The sequence below is a fragment of the Prevotella sp. MA2016 genome (assembly GCF_000619825.1).
In the GTDB taxonomy this organism is placed as follows: Bacteria; Bacteroidota; Bacteroidia; order Bacteroidales; family Bacteroidaceae; genus Prevotella.
Genome location: NZ_JHUW01000007.1, coordinates 1 through 14,278, shown reverse-complemented (window position 1 = coordinate 14,278; position 14,278 = coordinate 1). Strand labels below are relative to the sequence as shown.

At 45.5% G+C, this 14,278-nt stretch carries 11 protein-coding genes; 4 read left to right on the top strand and 7 right to left on the bottom strand.

All coding sequences use genetic code 11. The features are described 5' to 3' along the window. Positions 1-4: 4 nt before the first annotated feature. The 3 genes from T360_RS0102545 to T360_RS0102535 are packed head-to-tail and all read right to left on the bottom strand — an operon-like array spanning position 5 to position 6,672. Entirely contained in the window at positions 5-2,776 is a 2,772-nt protein-coding gene (locus tag T360_RS0102545; protein WP_197019258.1) for an ATP-binding protein, read from the bottom strand. Further along, on the bottom strand, positions 2,763-4,760 hold the full coding sequence (locus tag T360_RS15625) for a PAS domain-containing sensor histidine kinase (protein WP_028911404.1): 1,998 nt from the start codon (positions 4,758-4,760) through the stop codon (positions 2,763-2,765). Before T360_RS15625 ends, T360_RS0102545 begins: the two co-directional genes overlap by 14 nt. Position 4,761: 1 nt before the next feature. After that, positions 4,762-6,672: a PAS domain-containing sensor histidine kinase gene (locus T360_RS0102535; RefSeq protein ID WP_231488080.1), complete on the bottom strand. Its 1,911-nt coding sequence runs from the start codon at positions 6,670-6,672 to the stop codon at positions 4,762-4,764. A gap of 278 nt (positions 6,673-6,950) precedes the next feature. Between T360_RS0102535 and frr the strand changes: the two genes are divergently transcribed. The 3 genes from frr to T360_RS0102520 are packed head-to-tail and all read left to right on the top strand — an operon-like array spanning position 6,951 to position 10,902. Beyond that, positions 6,951-7,511, top strand: a complete 561-nt coding sequence (gene frr, locus T360_RS0102530) for a ribosome recycling factor (RefSeq protein WP_028911402.1) — start codon at positions 6,951-6,953, stop codon at positions 7,509-7,511. After that, entirely contained in the window at positions 7,512-8,441 is a 930-nt protein-coding gene (rsgA, locus tag T360_RS0102525; protein ID WP_028911401.1) for a ribosome small subunit-dependent GTPase A, read from the top strand. It abuts the gene before it with no gap. Between the two features lie 10 nt (positions 8,442-8,451). Then, positions 8,452-10,902: a S9 family peptidase gene (locus T360_RS0102520; RefSeq protein WP_028911400.1), complete on the top strand. Its 2,451-nt coding sequence runs from the start codon at positions 8,452-8,454 to the stop codon at positions 10,900-10,902. Between the two features lie 45 nt (positions 10,903-10,947). Here T360_RS0102520 and T360_RS0102515 read toward each other — a convergent pair whose 3' ends face one another. Genes T360_RS0102515 through T360_RS0102505 form a run of 3 tightly spaced genes read right to left on the bottom strand, consistent with a single transcriptional unit; the run spans position 10,948 to position 12,633 of the window. After that, positions 10,948-11,433, bottom strand: a complete 486-nt coding sequence (locus T360_RS0102515) for a DUF1648 domain-containing protein (protein WP_028911399.1) — start codon at positions 11,431-11,433, stop codon at positions 10,948-10,950. Next, positions 11,414-11,605, bottom strand: coding sequence for a hypothetical protein (locus T360_RS0102510; protein ID WP_028911398.1), 192 nt, complete (start codon positions 11,603-11,605; stop codon positions 11,414-11,416). Before T360_RS0102510 ends, T360_RS0102515 begins: the two co-directional genes overlap by 20 nt. Positions 11,606-11,634: 29 nt before the next feature. Continuing rightward, positions 11,635-12,633 (bottom strand): SPFH domain-containing protein, encoded by a 999-nt coding sequence (locus tag T360_RS0102505; RefSeq protein ID WP_028911397.1) that lies wholly within the window; start codon positions 12,631-12,633, stop codon positions 11,635-11,637. Between the two features lie 219 nt (positions 12,634-12,852). On the opposite strand from T360_RS0102505, the gene mnmA reads away from it, so the two are divergent. After that, positions 12,853-13,932 (top strand): tRNA 2-thiouridine(34) synthase MnmA, encoded by a 1,080-nt coding sequence (gene mnmA, locus T360_RS0102500; protein ID WP_028911396.1) that lies wholly within the window; start codon positions 12,853-12,855, stop codon positions 13,930-13,932. 58 nt (positions 13,933-13,990) lie between these two features. On the opposite strand, the gene T360_RS0102495 is transcribed toward mnmA, so the two are convergent. Then, a partial coding sequence (locus T360_RS0102495; RefSeq protein ID WP_028911395.1) for an IS3 family transposase occupies positions 13,991-14,278 on the bottom strand: 288 nt, incomplete at its 5' end.

The window sequence follows — 14,278 nt, the reverse complement described above, 5'->3', positions numbered from 1 at the left end:
GTTTTTAACTACGTTCTAATTCTATCATCTTACATGGTATTGAGAACCATACTATGGTGCCTTTTCCTTCTGTTGACTTGAGTTCTATTTGGCCTCCCATGTACTCTACCAGTTCGTGGCAGATGCTGAGTCCAAGTCCGGCGCTGTTGTTAGCGCCTGTCACAAATCTGCCAAAGATATTGTTCAAGTCTTCTTGTTTGATACCACATCCTGTGTCTTCTACTGATACCAGCAGCCGGTCTGCAATAAACTCGTAGCGTGCCAGCACATAGCCTTTGGTGGTGTGTTGTATGGCGTTTGTAAGAATCTTGTTTATAATCATTGACACGTTAGGCTCGTCAATTTCTATAATCAGCCGTTTATATGGATTCTGAACGATATAGTCCACGCCGTCTTGTTTATGAGTGTCCCAAACCGACGAGCAGCGCCCTGCGAAGATGCTTGCAAAGTCGATGGGCTGTGTAGAGAGCGTAATCATGCCAGCATCCAGTCTTGACAAGAAAAGAATGTCGTTGATGAGCTTGAGCAATGAAGCCGAATTCTCTTTGATTTCGTTGATGAACACCGCTTCATCTTCTGGCGAATGATCCATCTCGAATAGTTCTGAGAAACCTACTACAGTGTTCAGTGGCGTACGTATCTCGTGGCTCATATTGTGTAAGAATGCATTCTTCACTGTTTCTACCTCTTGTGCACGGACCGACTCCATCGCAAGTTTCTCCTCTACGGCTTTGATGTCGCTGATATCGCGAATCATACCAAAGTATTCTACGATTTTTCCGTCTTTATAAGTTGGTACGAAGTTGATTTGCAGATGTAGTGTGACGTGGTCTTTGCGCCTGATACAAGTTTTGATTTCTGCTCGCAGACTGCCCGTCTGCTTGTTGTCCATCTTGTTTAGTATGCGCAGCGCTTGTTTTTCTGACGTGGCATCAATCAGTGCCAATGCGCGCGTTTGGGTGAGTGAGTATTTCTCGTGATTAATCTCGCTGAATACGGTCAGTGTATGCGTATCGAGATGATACTTGGCCAGACTGATGCCACCTACTGTCAGCACATAGTCGATGTTATGCACATAGGAGGTTACTTCATCTTGAGCCTCTTGGAGTTCGTTGGTGTTATCTCTCAGTTGTCTGTATGAGTGTGCAACCTCGGTTACGTTGCGTCCCGAACCGAAGAATCCTATGCGTTTGCCGTCATTGTCATGTATAGGCATTAATTGCAGTTCATAGTAGAAATTCTTGCGTTTTATCACCTTGCCCAGTGCGCGGTTGTCGTCGGCAGTGGTATAGAGCTGTGTAGCATAGAAATAGTCGAGCTCATCAATATTCAGATCATCGATACCTAGCACATCGTTCAATGTGAATTTGTGCCTCTTGATGGTTTCGATGTCAATATTCAGGGCCGAGAGTGCCTTCGCATTCATGTTTGTGATGTAACCATCAGCATCATAATATACCATATCTACTATGGCAGAATCGAAAAGCGACTGGTAGAGCAGCATAGATTTCTTAATCTTTTCCTGTCGCAGTCGGTCTTGTGTGTTATCGGTCTTAGAACAGATAATCACAGAAGGCTTTTTGTGCTTGTCGCGTCTTAGCACAGATAATGTAGCAGTGTAGTTGTTGCTATGTATCAGGTCGTTTTCATATTCCTTGAGTTGTAGGGTGAAGGTGGGGGCTTTCTCCTCGATAACCATTTGGAGTCCTTCTGTGAGCGCAGTAAAATCTGTGGGGTCGAATCGATGTGAGAACTCCAGCAGTGAGTAGGTGCGCTCAGAGTAACCTGCAGAATCCAGCATAACGAAATGCTGTGTAGCCACATCGTAGGTGCAGAATTTCACGTTGCTGGTTCTCATTATCAGAGATAGACGCTCGTTCTCTTTCTGAATCTTTTTCGTGATGTTATGTTCGCGAACCTTAAAGAAGATATAGTATACCGCAACAGCTATTGCTAAGATGGTCACGAATTTAATCCAATCCCATATCCATGATGGGATACCACTTTCGCGTCGTTCTGGATAGAACCATTTATTTTGGATAGCTGTAAGCTTGTCATTGGCACGCAGACTTGAATAAACGCTATCCAACTGTGCCAGAAGATGGTGGTCGTTGGCAAAGAATTTATATTCTCCATAAGGGAAGTCGAATGGTATCAACTCCAGATTATCTGTGTGATATTTCATCATCAACCACTTCAGCGACATCGAGTTCCACAGGATGATACCTTTGTTCTCAGAACTAACTTTCTGAATGGCCTCTTTCATGTCTTCGAAGGGAATAATTTCCTTCGCCCACTTGTTGTCTTTCAGTTTGTGATGACTAAAGCTTCCGTCATGCACATAGATGGGGTAGTTCTCCAGGTCTCTGCCTGTCTTGGCATGGACCGTCTGGTTCTTGGGCGTTACCAGACTGTGAGTAAATATCTGCACGATGGTCTTACCGTACGAAGAATTGTCGCGTGCGAAGTCGGCATCCATTCGCAGCATCAAATCCGATTTGTGTTCTTTCAGGTCTTTCTGAGCCTCAAGCGTAGGGCGCAGTCTGATGATATATGGAATATCAAGTTCTTTGAATATCATCTTCAAAAGGTCGATATTATAGCCGTCGGGCTCTCCGTTTTCGTTCAGAAACACATAGGGCCACAAGTCCCATGCATCCTCGTAAACCAGTGGTCGCTGGTCATCATACACGATGATGCTGTCTTTCTGAGCGTGGATGATGCCAAGTGATAGGTGGCAAGCCACAAAGAGTGCAAATATTCTAAATTTCTTCATAATCATGGTTTGTTTCTTGTTTACATGGAATCCATATCCAGAAGGTTGATCCGCATCCCTTGCCTTCTGAAGTAACGCCAATTTCTCCACCGCTGTTGTCGGCAATGATTTTGCTGATACTCAGTCCTAAGCCAGTGCCTTGTACAAAGTCGTTTAATTTAACGAATCTATCAAACACTTTGCTTTGGTGCTCTTTAGGAATGCCGTCGCCTGTGTCTTCGCAGTATATGTATAGACCATCCTTATTGTGACGTTCCTGCTGTTCATATCCTATCTTGATATGCCCTTGATGGGTATATTTGATGGCATTAGTAACAAAGTTTGTGATGACTTGCTGTATGCGCCCACTGTCGATGGTGGTGATGTATGAGCTACAGGGACTATCCATGATAAACTCCACATTGGGGTTCTTCACTCTTTGAGCCAGTGATGTGCCTACACTCTCGAAACACTTCACAAAGTCTGTTTTCTGTGGCGTGATGATGATATCTCCATTCTCCAGTGATGACAGCGCTAAGATGTCGTTCACCAGTCGCAGTAGCATATCACAGTTATTAGAGATTACCTGTATGATCCCCTCTCGTTCCTCAGGGGTGCTCATGGTTGCCAGTACATCCGAGAAGCCCACAATGGCATTGAGAGGTGTGCGTATTTCGTGACTCATGCTGGCCAGGAAGGTACTCTTGCGCATACCCGACTGGTTGGCACGTTCTGTCTCCTCTTTCAGTTGCTCCTGCTTGTTTATCAGTTTGGTGACATTGCGCACCACACCATATGTACCTGTTTGCTTGCCTTCTTCATCGTAGTAAGGAAGACTGTCTATAAAGTTCCATTGCAGTTGACTGCTCTCGTCGAAGATGGAGCGCATGTGTGTGAGCGTAGATTTGGGTTCGTTGAAGAATTCCTGGAGATGACGCAATCCTTCGACAAAAGGTTCATCTACAAAGTGCGTGATGAGTTCGTCAAATCCCATCTTCTTCTCAATCACGTTCATTTCGCGATAGAAGGTTATCTCTTGTTTCTCGAAAGATGTGCGGAAGAATCGCATGTCAATATTCTCCATCAGGTATTTCAGTTCAGTTTCATACTGTTCTATTTCCTGATTGGTACGCTGTAGCGACACCTCATTCTTCTTGTCCTGCAAGTAGAGTTCGCGCTCCTGACTGATATCTCTGATATATAGGGTGAAGAACTCCAATTCTTGAATTTCATTATAGATGGGGTGTACTCTGATTTCCGTGTAGCAGTTCACGCCTCGTTCAAAAATAACCGTCTTGGTGCAGAAGTACAGATCTTCTGTAGCATCCCTTTTTAGGATGTAGCGGAATGTAGGCAGTTCGAAGATCGTGTAGCGCTGATAGTATGGATCGGTGTCTGTTTCGAACTTAAGGATCTCGCGCAATTTCTGATTGGCCGTCAGCAGATGTCCGTCCTTATCGTAGAAAGCCTGTCCTACAATGCTCTGTTCGAACAGTTTGCGATAGCGGTCAGTCAGTTCGCGCTCTTCTTTCTCTGTTTCTATCTGTTCTGTCTGGTCGTTTAGCGTACAGTAGAAGTTGATAGGCGTCTTCTTGTCAGTCTCGTCATATTCCACGATACCAATATCGTGAATATAGCGCCAGTTGTTTTCGTGTTTATCCAGACTGCTGTCCCAACGGAAGAGACACTCTGACGATTCTGCTCCTTTCACCAGTCGGGTGATGAATTCTGTATAGAGATGTCGGTCGTCGGGATGTATGAATTCCAGACTATGTTCATAGGATATTCCTTCTGCAGGTAGGAAGTCGCCATACAGGTTATAAGCCAGATGGTTTTTAAGGTTGAGGCTCACCACATAGTTATTGTCGTTCAGTGTGCGCTGCATGATGGTAGCTATATCCTTGGCTCTGCGAGTATTCCTACGAATACTGTAGAGTGTAATGCGGTTCAATATCATACCAATGATAATGACCATAAAGGTTAATATAACTATCAATATCAGCATATTATATCTCTTCTATTTTTCTTTCAAAATTTATCATCTGACAGGGTAGGGCAATGAAGAAAGAGCTACCTTTGTCGGGGTCTGACAGCACGTCGATAGTACCTCCCATTTGCTCCACTAATTCTTTGATGATTGGCAGGTCCAAACCAGTACCGATACGCCTGTGCTTGTCGTCCTCCACAAAACGGTCGAACGCTTTAGTGGCATCCTCCAATTCCATGCCTCCATCCGTGCTATCTACAATAATCATCAGTTCATCATGCAGATACTCGTATTTTGCCTTGATAAAACCTTCTACAGCGCATAAGCTTACATAGGCGCATAGTTTCTCGATGGCAATACCCAGGTTGTGCTTGTCAATCTTCACCCATAACGAGTTGTAGGTGTTATTGATGATTTTCTTTGCCTTACTGCCAGTCTCCCCCCAGCCGTGATTACACCATCCGTTGAACAGGATGGCGAAGTCGCACACCTCATAGTTGTATTCTATCATGTGGGCATCCAGTCGCGATATGAATAGGATATCGTTAATCAGATTGAGCAGCACGTCAGTGTTCTTCTTGATTTCACTGGCAAAAATGGGCTCATCTTCCAGACTATGTTCAGTCTTGAACAGTTCGGCAAATCCTATGACGGCATGTAGTGGTACACGTAGCTCATAACTCATATTCAGCAGGAACGTATTCTTAAGCTGTTCCTCTTCCTGAGCTTTGGCTGTCTCTTCTTTCAGTTTTATTTCCGTGTACGCCATTTCCGTGTCGTTTCTCAATATACCGAAGTAGTGCGTCACCTCATTGGCATGGTTCGTGATGGGCATCAGATTGAAGTTCAAGTAGATGTCGCGCCCTTGATGGTCGGTTAGCTTGGTGCGTAGTGTCTCTGATATGGTGCCTCGTCTTCGCTTGTCCATCCTCAGAATCATGTCCGAGGCTTTCGCGTAGTAGTCGGTAGAAACCAGATTCACGGCATGCAGTTGTGGTATCCGTTTACCTGGCTCGCTCAGGTCGCTCAGAATTTCAAGTTCGTGAGTTTCTGGGTAGTAGTTCACCAAGCGTGTCTCACTGATTTTCAGTGAGTAGTTGATGTCTCTGATATATCGCTGAATGGCCTTGTTGCGTTTGGCAATCAGTCGTCCGGCTTCTTTCTGTTTGTGAGTCGATTCCACCATTTCCGTAATATCGCGACCAGCAGCAATCACACCTTGCAGTTGGTTGTTCTCGTTACGTATGGGGCCTAGCATGGCTTCGTAGTATATCTTGCCGTGGCGTGTTATCTCTGGCACACGTTCATCATCAGCTTTCGTTTTACTGATGTCGGTAATCGATGACAGTTGTGTGTGCTCCAATTTATTGATATCAATGTCTCTGTATGACGGCACGTCTGTCATCTTCATCTTGCGCTTGATCATCAGCTGCGGGTCTTTCACGCCAAATGTCTCACAAGCTTTATCGTTTACGTCGGCTATATAGCCATCAGCATTATAATACACCATGTCCACCAGCGATGAGTTGAACACCGTGTGGTATCTCAGCATGAGTTGCCTGGTCTCCTCCGACTGGTGCTGCTCCTTTGTGATGTCGCGCTGGGTACCTAATATCTCGTAGGGCAGGTCTTGTCTGTTTCTGTTCAGTACCGAGAGGGATATTTCGTAGTATTTGATGGTTCCATCTTTGTCAGGGGCACTTTTTACGGTAAACGTGTCGGTCAGTATTTCTCTGTTCTGTATGGCCGCAAGTGTATTCTGCATTTTTATAAAGTCATCGCGGTCGTAGAGTTGCGAAAAAGCCAAAGGCGTGTAGAGTGTTTCTGTTTGGTTCTGACTTGATATGAACTTATAGATGTCCTTTCTGGTGTTATATGTCCATGCATTAATCTTGTTGGCCCCCATGATAAGTGAGAGCTGGGCGTTCATTCGTTGCACCTTTCTGGCGGTCTTTTTTTCGCGATAATAGATCAACCGATTATACACAACCATACTAATAGCGGTTATTATGAAAACTGCTACGAGAGATAAATATATATGGCTGCTGAATAGAAGCATAAATTGTCTAAAGTACGGTAGTAAACACCCGCAAAGGTAGCGTTTTTTGTGTAAATAACAAAATTTTTGAATGAAAAAAACGCAATTATTTGGAAGTTTCACAGAAAAACCTTACTTTTGTCATCAGAAAATGATTAAAAGTATTCAATATGGTTGACGTAAAAGAAATTTTGAACAAGAGCGAGGAGCGCATGGAGATGGCTGCGATGTATCTTGAGGAGGAGTTGAACCGCATCCGTGCCGGTCGTGCCAATGTGGCTATTCTCGATGCTGTACGTGTAGAGGTGTATGGCAGCAAGGTGCCCCTTAATCAGGTGGCTAATGTGAGTGTTCCCGATCCTCGTACCATCGCTATCAAGCCTTGGGATCGCAAGGAGATCCGTAATATTGAAAAGGCTATTATGGATAGTGATGTAGGTATCACTCCTGAGAATAATGGTGAGATAATCCGACTTAATATCCCTCAGCCCACAGAGGAGCGTCGTCGTGATTTGACCAAGCAGTGCAATAAGATTGCAGAGAAGGCAAAGGTTGAGGTTCGCAATGTGCGTGGTGATATCAAGGATAAGTTGAAGAAGGCCATTAAGGATGGACTCTCGGAGGATTTGGAAAAAGATGCCGAGAACGAGCTCCAGAAGTTGCATGATAAGTTCATCAAGAAGATTGATGAGTTGATTACGGCCAAGAACAAGGAAATCATGACCGTATAAATGCGCGGACTTGTTATAAAGAATACAGGCAGCTGGTACACCGTCTTAACAGACGATGGCCAGCTGATTGATTGTAAGATAAAGGGTAACTTTCGGTTGAAAGGTATCCGTAGTACCAACCCAGTGGCTGTGGGCGATAGGGTAGGTATTGTGCCTAACAACGAGGGTACGGCGTTTATTACCGAGATAGAGGACCGTCGTAATTACATTATCCGTAAGAGTATCAACCTCTCAAAGCAGAGTCATATTCTGGCTGCTAATGTCGATCAGGCCATTTTGGTGGTTACGGTGGTTAATCCGCAGACATCCACTACCTTTATCGATCGTTTCCTGGCTTCGGCCGAGGCTTATCGCGTGCCGGTTATCCTGGTATTTAATAAAACCGACCTGCTCGATGAAGATACACGCCGCTATCAGGAGGCGATGGTACATCTGTATCAAACCATTGGCTATGAGTGTTATCAGATTTCGGCCGAGACAGGTGCAGGTGTTGAGGCTCTGCAACCCTTGTTGAAGGATAAGATAACCTTGCTGAGTGGTAACAGTGGCGTAGGTAAGTCAACGCTCATAAACCGTCTGGTGCCCGGTGCTAGTCAGCGTACTGCCGAGATTAGCGATGCCCATAACACAGGTCAGCATACCACCACTTTCAGTGAGATGATTCGGTTGGATGAGGGCTGGCTCATCGATACACCGGGTATTAAGGGCTTCGGTACGTTCGATATGGAACCAGAAGAACTTACCAGCTATTTCAAGGAGATATTCCATTTTTCTCAGGATTGCAAATTCTCTAATTGTACCCATACCCACGAACCAGGATGTGCTGTGCTCAAGGCACTCGAGGACCATTACATTGCCGAAAGCCGCTATCAGTCGTATCTCTCGATGCTCGAGGATAAGGACGAAGGCAAATATAGAGCAGCTTATTAAACAAACATAAATGAAAAGACTTATTACAACACAAATGCTGTTGGCCATTGGCATGATGGCTACAGCCCAAGTAAAGACGCCTGTAACTGAGTTTAATCTCGCAGGTCCTTATGCAGTTTCAGCCCCTTTTGCTATCGATACAGTTGATGTGCAGGGCAAAAAGTTTGATGCCAACTCGATGTTGGGTTCCATTGCTTTAACCTCTCAGACCACCAGTAAGTTCTCTGGTCAGGTGTTACCGTCTTTGTCAGACAGTAAGAGTGTGGGGCTGCTCACATTCTATGTGAATAATACCGAGTATGTCAAAGGTAAGATTGAGGTTAAAGGTCCCAAGAACTCAAAATTGTTTATTGATGGTGTTGAGTCTAGTGGTGAATTAAAGCTGGCCCCAGAGCATCACACCTTTAGCATTCAGTATCTGGCCGAGCCGAAGGATACCGACTCTATCCAAGTGGTGTTCGATACCCCATCTGCCATCACCTATCAACTGACACCCAATCATCCTTACATGGTGCACGATCTGACTGATGGAAAGCGCGTTCGTGGTATCTCACTTTCTGCCGATGGACAGTATGTGATCGTAACTTATCAGACCACAGCTCGTGGTGGAAACTCGCGTTGGACTTATGAGTTGCGCGAAGTTAAGTCGCAGCGCCTCATCTCTGAATCGCAGCGTATGGGTAGCTGGATGCCTCAGTCGGTGGCATGTCTGGTAGAGGAGAAAGAGGGCAACAAGCGTGTGCTTTATAAGGTAGATCCGAAGACAGGTCAGCGCACTGTTTTTGCTGCAGATATTCCTGAAGGTAGCTATACTGTTGCACCTACAGAAGACTATCTGATTATGAGTATGGAGGAAGAAGGACCACAAGAGGATAAGGAAATATTTGAGGTTCTTGAGATGGACGACCGTCAGCCCGGTTGGCGCAAGCGCAACTATCTGGCCAAGTACGATATCAAAACCGGTATCACCCAGCGCATCACCTTTGGCAACAAGGGCGAGTATCTCTATGATATCTCGCAAGACGGTAGCAAACTACTCGTCATCTCATCCTATTCTCGTTTGGCCAAGCGCCCCACCGAGGTGGTTGATGTGTATGTCATGGATGCCAAGACGCTGCAGGTTGATACCCTGCTCAAGTGTGAAGGTTTCCTTGGTGGCGCTTCGTTCTCACCCGATGGTAAGCAAATACTGTTTACTGGCAATCCAGAAGCTTTCAATCGCATCGGTTGTCAGTTGCCCGCTGATGTCACCCCTAGTATGACTGAAAATGAGTTGTTCCTCTTTGATATCGCAACAAAGAAGGTAACACCGCTCACCAAGGACTTCGATCCCAGCATAGAGAGTGTCGATTGGTCATGGGCCGACGGACAGATATATTTCTCTGCCGAAGATCGTGATTATGTCAATATGTTTGCACTTAACCCTAAGAGTGGAAAAATCTCAAAGCTTCCTATTAATGGCGATTATGCTTATCGTTTCAATATGGCAGCCCATGCACCCGTATTGGCTTACCTGTCGTATAAAACGTTGGAGCCTGCCTCGGCCTATGTAGCTACTATCAACTCAAAGAAAGCAATCTTTAATGCTCAATATTCAATGTTCAATGGAGTTGAGGCTTTGGGCGATGCTGAGATAGGTACCTGTCAGGATTGGAACTTCACCAACAGCAAGGGAGATACCGTATATGGACGACTTTATCTGCCTAAGGATTTCGATGCTACCAAGAAGTATCCTATGATTGTTTACTACTATGGTGGTTGCTCGCCTGTGTCGCGTTATTTCGAGTCGCCTTATGCACCTCAGTATTGGAATTCGCTGGGTTACGTAGCCTATATCATCGAACCCAGTGGTGCCACAGGTTTTGGTCAGGAGTGGGCATCGCGCCATGTGAACACTGCAGGTCGCGGTCCTGCCGAGGATATTATCGAAGGTGTGAAACAGATTTGTGCAGAGCATCCCTATATTAATAAAGATAAGATTGGTTGTATGGGTGCATCTTATGGTGGATTTATGACCCAGTATCTGCAGACCCAGACCGATATCTTTGCTGCTGCTATCTCGCATGCCGGTATTGCCAACCACACCAGTTACTGGGGTGAGGGATACTGGGGGTATAACTATAGCGAGGTGTCGATGGCCAACAGTTACCCTTGGAGCCATCGCCAGCTGTATGTTGACCAGAGTCCGCTTTTCAATGCCGATAAGATTCACACCCCACTGCTGTTGCTCCATGGTAATGCCGATACCAACGTACCTTTGATTGAGAGTCTGCAGATGTTTACGGCTCTCAAGCTTCTTGGCCGTGAAGTATCGCTGGTAGAGGTCGAGGGTGAGAATCACCATATTCTCGACTATTCAAAGAAAGAGAAGTGGTTGGCTACCCAGATGGCCTGGTTCCAGAAATGGTTGAAGGACGACCCCACCTGGTGGGACGCTCTCTATCCCAAGAAACACTTGTAAAAACAGATAATCCCGCTCGCAAGCGGGATTATCTGTTTTAGATTTTTATTTTGCTTTGTTGATAAGTATCGTGGATACGATGACTTCCAAGATGAGAAGCCCAATAATCGGCAATACTGGTGCTGGCGATGGTGATGCCATGCCGAGCATCATATATACTACAGCTAGAGGGACTAATAGAAGGGTGCATCCCATGACTCTAGTACTGCGGATGGCCAACGCTACCTGACGTATATTCGTGATTTTTACAGGCATGTTGATGCGATGTGGAAAGTAGGCTATCGCCATGCACATAATCGCTCCTGCTGTCAGGATGATGCAGGGAATGATGATACTAGAAGGTGATCCGTATGAATTAGGCTTGCCTGAGGCGTCGAAATGGGTGGGAACTACGTCTGGCGCCTGATAAATCATCCAGATGATAAGTCCCCAAACGATGATGGCCTCTACGGCGAAGGCGATTTCGAAGACTGTTGCTTCTGTATTGCGATACACCTTTACCTCTTTCAGATTAAAGTTGTTCTGTTTCATTTTCTTTCTTCTTTTTGGGGAGACGCTTGGCTTTGCGAAGGGCTTCAGTGATGATCCACTGCAGCTGGCCATTGGTGCTGCGGAACTCGTCCGCAGCCCAAGCCTCTATCGCGTCCATCGTGTCACTATCAACACGCAGGATAAAACTCTTAGTGGATTTTTTCTCTGCCATTATCTCTTAATTCTTAACTCCTAACTAAATTAGTGGTTCAATGTTCCTGTATTTACCACTGGCTGCGCATTATCGTCGCCACAAAGCACTACCAGCAGATTGCTAACCATGGCAGCCTTCTTGTCGTCGTCGAGTTCTACAATCTCCTCGCTTGAGAGTTTATCGAGCGCCATCTTTACCATCGATACAGCACCCTCAACAATCTTTTCACGAGCGTTGATGATGGCACTGGCCTGCTGGCGACGCAGCATCACGGCTGCGATTTCAGGAGCATAAGCCAAGTAGTTGATACGCGCCTCTACCACCTCGATACCTGCCAAGGCTAGACGCTCGTCGAGCTTCAGCTCCAATTGCTCATTGATCTCGTCAGCACTAGAGCGCAGCGTGAGTTCACCCGTCTTGCTATCCATTCCCGACGTATCGTCGCCTACTCGTGGCCTTTCGTCATCGTAGGCATACTGACCAGCCACCTGGCGCAGAGCTGCATCGCTCTGAACACGAACAAAGTTCTCCAGCGCATTCATCAGTCCCTTGGTATCGCTACCCACAGCATTGGGATTGGAAGCCATGGTCTGGGTGTCCACCTCGAACAGAGCCTTATAGGTGTCCTTCAGTTTCCAAACCAGCACGAGTCCAATCATCACAGGGTTACCTGTCTTGTCGTTCACCTTGATAGGCTCAGCATCCAGGTTGCGAGCACGCAGAGAAACCTTCTTGGTGCTATAGAAGGGGTTGATCCAGAAGAAACCGGTCTGGGCGAATGTGCCAGCGTACTTACCAAACCATGTAGCGACGCGGGCCTCGTTGGGCTCCAACTGCATGTGGCCGCACCACATGATGATATTTACGATAATCATCAGTCCGCACAGACCTAGTAGCCATCCGCCCTGCGAACCATCAGTAGCGTCGAGCATAATGATGCTCTGAACTATACCAACAATCGTCAGAATCAAAACTGCGATGTTTACAAACAACATCAGGAATCCATTCAATACCGATCCTTTGAACTCGAACTCTTTTGTTTCCATAACTTTTATTGTTTTAATGATTAATATTAATATCATTTTGATATCGCAAAGATATGTGTTATTTTTGATTCGACAATGGATTCGTATTTATATTTAGCAACATTTAACAATAACTATTAACTAAATTCTGTACCTTTGAACTTCGTTCGAAGATACTCACGTTCGAGAAAACTCAAATAAAATTTGGTTTTCTGCTCACTTAATCGTATCTTTGCACCCATGAATATCAAAGAGTTAGAGAATAAGCGCATTGCAGTGCTGCTTTCGGGCGGTGTCGACAGTTCGGTCGTGGTGTATGAGTTTGCTCAGTTGGGATTGCATCCCGACTGCTTCTATATTAAGATAGGACCGGAAGAGGAGGAAGAATGGGATTGCTCGAGCGAGGAGGACTTGGAGATGGCTACAGCAGTGTCGCATAAGTATGGTTGTAAACTGGAGGTGATTGACTGTCACAAGGAGTATTGGGATCAGGTGACCAAGTACACTATGGACAAGGTGCGTGCAGGTATGACACCTAATCCCGATGTGATGTGCAACCGCTTGATTAAGTTTGGTGCTTTCCACGAGAAGCGTGGTCATGATTACGATCTGATAGCCACAGGTCACTATGCCATGACTGAAACGGATGCCGATGGCAATAAATGGCTCTGCACAAGTCCAGACCCTGTAAAGGATCAGACAGACTTCCTGGCTCAGATTTACGATTGGCAGTTGAAAAAGGCCCTCTTCCCCATTGGTCATTATGTTAAAGACGAGGTGCGTGTGATTGCCGAGCGTGAGCATTTGGTGAATGCCAAACGTAAGGACTCTCAGGGTATCTGTTTTTTAGGTAAGATAAACTATAATGACTATATCCGTCGCTATCTGGGTGAACAGCCTGGCGACGTGATTGAACTGGAAACAGGTAAGCGCATAGGTGAGCATAAGGGACTGTGGTTCCACACCATTGGTCAGCGCAAGGGCATGGGCTTTGGTGGTGGCCCTTGGTTCGTGGTTAAGAAAGATGTGGTTCATAATATATTATATGTATCGCATGGCTACGATCCCGAGACAGCTTATAAAGCCGACTTCCCCGTGCATGATTTCCATTTCCTGACAAAGGAAATGCAGCCCACGGAGGTGACCTTCAAGATTCGTCACACACCAGAGTGCCACCCAGCAAAGCTCGAATGGACAGGTGCCGGCTCGTTTGTGGTACATTCCCAAGATAAGATACATGGTGTGGCACCAGGTCAGTTCTGTGTGGTTTATGACAAGGAGCATCACCGTTGCTTGGGTTCTGGTGAAATTACCGTATAACAAAAATATCCCTCGTAAACTTGATGTGACCCCGAAAAGTTGGACATTAAATTAAACGTTAATTATTTATCTCTCTATAGTAGTGAGCTCGGTATATAGCCGGGCTCATTCCTTTTAATCTCAGTTTTATTCTTTTATTGTTATACCACCAGATATATTTCTTCAGTTCTCGTTCAAACTCTTCGACAGATTCAAAATGATTCACGTATAGTAATTCGTTCTTCATAAGTCCGAAGAAGTTTTCCATCATGGCATTGTCCAGACAGTTGCCTTTCCTTGACATGCTTTGTACGATTCCATGGTCTTTGAGTATCTTCTGATACATCATATGCTGATAATGCCAACC

Coding starts and splice junctions, on each gene's coding strand:
- T360_RS0102545 (WP_197019258.1), bottom strand. CDS start 2,776: ATGAAGAAATTTAGAATATTTGCACTCTTTGTGGCTTGCCACCTATCA.
- T360_RS15625 (WP_028911404.1), bottom strand. CDS start 4,760: ATGCTGATATTGATAGTTATATTAACCTTTATGGTCATTATCATTGGT.
- T360_RS0102535 (WP_231488080.1), bottom strand. CDS start 6,672: ATGAACGCCCAGCTCTCACTTATCATGGGGGCCAACAAGATTAATGCA.
- frr (WP_028911402.1), top strand. CDS start 6,951: ATGGTTGACGTAAAAGAAATTTTGAACAAGAGCGAGGAGCGCATGGAG.
- rsgA (WP_028911401.1), top strand. CDS start 7,512: ATGCGCGGACTTGTTATAAAGAATACAGGCAGCTGGTACACCGTCTTA.
- T360_RS0102520 (WP_028911400.1), top strand. CDS start 8,452: ATGAAAAGACTTATTACAACACAAATGCTGTTGGCCATTGGCATGATG.
- T360_RS0102515 (WP_028911399.1), bottom strand. CDS start 11,433: ATGAAACAGAACAACTTTAATCTGAAAGAGGTAAAGGTGTATCGCAAT.
- T360_RS0102510 (WP_028911398.1), bottom strand. CDS start 11,605: ATGGCAGAGAAAAAATCCACTAAGAGTTTTATCCTGCGTGTTGATAGT.
- T360_RS0102505 (WP_028911397.1), bottom strand. CDS start 12,633: ATGGAAACAAAAGAGTTCGAGTTCAAAGGATCGGTATTGAATGGATTC.
- mnmA (WP_028911396.1), top strand. CDS start 12,853: ATGAATATCAAAGAGTTAGAGAATAAGCGCATTGCAGTGCTGCTTTCG.